Origin of the sequence: Collinsella sp. AF33-16, assembly GCF_003475325.1 — a bacterium.
GTDB lineage: Bacteria > Actinomycetota > Coriobacteriia > Coriobacteriales > Coriobacteriaceae > Collinsella.
Map to the genome: position 1 here is coordinate 1 of NZ_QRQC01000046.1, position 1,535 is coordinate 1,535.

General features: G+C 69.7%; 1 protein-coding gene. It reads right to left on the reverse strand.

Annotated features, from left to right (window positions below; genetic code table 11):
* Nucleotides 1–280: 280 nt before the first annotated feature.
* The gene (locus DWZ52_RS09785) at nucleotides 281–1,402 is read right to left on the reverse strand and encodes an IS110 family transposase (protein WP_118385435.1); all 1,122 of its coding nucleotides are present in this window, start codon (nucleotides 1,400–1,402) and stop codon (nucleotides 281–283) included.
* Nucleotides 1,403–1,535: the final 133 nt, after the last annotated feature.

The following is a 1,535-nucleotide window of genomic DNA, read 5'->3' on the forward strand; positions in this document are numbered from 1 at the left end:
CTCATATGACCCAATCCGCTGTCAAGAGCCACAATGGCCCCGCCGACCGCTTGCAATCGGTCGGCGGGGCCTGCCGTTAACCCGTCCCGGTCCGCCCCCGGCATGTCATCGACGCCTTCGGCTCAGTCTCATATCCGCGGATACCGTTCTGTCGGCCCGCACTCCATTCCTTCGGCGGGGTTCCCCAAGTCTGTCGAGGCGCATGCGGAGGGCTCCGCGCGCACAGCGAAATAGGGGGTATCCCCGAAGGCCGCCCGGCTCGCCGGGACGGGGGCTATGTCTATTCCGCGCCCTCCCGGCACATCATGCCGAGGGCCCAGAGCCACCTCACGAGCTCGGCCGCGGTGGCCGCGTTGGCCTTCGCCGCGGGCATGCCGCGGGCGAGCATCTCCTCGCGCCGCCGCAGGAGCCGCTCGGACCCCTTCCTCCCGTGCATCCTTATCTCGAGGGGCACGCCCGTGTCCCTTGGCATGAGCTTCGGCTGGTGCCGTGCCGCGGCGTAGCACCATGAGCCCTCAACGGCCAGCTTCCTCACGAGCGCGTTGCCCGCACCGCTGATGCCTCCGAGCCGCACGGAGTCGCCACTCGACCTCTGACTCGGCGCGAGGCCGAAATAGGCCGTGACCTGCCTTCCGGAACGGAACCTCGTGAAGTCGCCGACCTCGGCCGAGAAGGCTGCGGCCAGCGCGAAGGCGCAGCCCTTGATCGACTGGAGGGCGGCCGCCTCCGCGGCGATCGGGCTGGCATCCACGGCTGCCCTGTACTCGGAGAGCAGGTCCGCCCGGGCCTCCGCCGCGGCCTCGACCTCGTTCCTCAGGGCGGCGAGCGCCCGAACCCCGCCATCGTCCTCCGGCCTGACCTTGTCGAGCCACCTCAGGAAGTCGTAGGTCCAGTACTTCCTCGGGTTGCCGGCCGGCGTGGTGCCGCCGTAGACGAACCCCCGCCTTGCGAGGAAGGCGAGCAGCCGCTGCTTGGCGGTCGCCAGGCGCGCGGTCGCCCCGTCGTAGGCGCCGGCGAGGTCCCTGATGCCTTCGACCTCGGGGGAGGGGACCCATACGGGGGAGATGTCGTGGGCGAGTATCGCCTTGGCCATCCTGGCGGCGTCGTTCCTGTCGTTCTTGGAGGCCGAGTCGGCGGCCGACCTGGGGATCTTCGAGACCGCGGCGACGACGCACTCGACGCCGAGCCCGGCGAGCTCCCTTTGCGGGGCGAAGCCGGGGTAGCCGCTCTCGTAGGCCGCGAGCGACGGCCCGGGGAACCCATCCATCCACCCGGCGATCTCGCCCCAGGGGTTGCCGGGGAACCTCCTCGTCACGGCCTCGCCGGTGTCCGCGTCGAGGGCGCAGACGGTGGTCGACCTCAGGTGGACGTCCATCCCGAACGCGGTAGAATACTTTGGCATGGGAGCCTCCCAACCTCGTTGCGGCGCGGCTGCGCCTATGGCACTTCAACATCATTGTCGCAGCCCCGACCCGCGGTCACGAGCGGGGGCTCCTGTCTTTTTAGTGCCCTCGGATTGGGTCATAGTGTCTGTC

Excerpts from the sequence above, each read along its gene's own strand:
- DWZ52_RS09785 (WP_118385435.1), bottom strand. The coding sequence starts at position 1,402 with ATGCCAAAGTATTCTACCGCGTTCGGGATGGACGTCCACCTGAGGTCG.